This window comes from Kluyvera sp. Awk 3, from assembly GCF_028069715.1.
In the GTDB taxonomy this organism is placed as follows: Bacteria; Pseudomonadota; Gammaproteobacteria; order Enterobacterales; family Enterobacteriaceae; genus Kluyvera; species Kluyvera georgiana_A.
Map to the genome: position 1 here is coordinate 1 of NZ_JANEWH010000346.1, position 284 is coordinate 284.

The following is a 284-nucleotide window of genomic DNA, read 5'->3' on the forward strand; positions in this document are numbered from 1 at the left end:
GGCTCTTATAACGGCGCCTCGGCGATCGGTCGTCTGGGTAACGAAGGCAACGGCGGCGAATTCCAGCTCACCAAGGCCTTTAAGAGCGAAAAAGGCGCGATCTGGGATATCAACGTAATGTTCGACCACTGGAGCGACGAAGTGAACCTGAAAAAGGCCTACGTCGGCGTGACCAACGTGCTCGAATCCAACCCGAACGCCTATATCTGGGCCGGTCGTGACTTCCACCAGCGTCCGCAACAGGGTATCAACGACTACTTCTGGATGAACCACGACGGCCAGGG

At 57.0% G+C, this 284-nt stretch carries 1 protein-coding gene; it reads left to right on the top strand.

The annotated features are described in order from the left end of the window. On the top strand, nucleotides 1–284 hold a 284-nt coding region (locus NNN71_RS25045; RefSeq protein WP_271459623.1), incomplete at both ends, for a carbohydrate porin.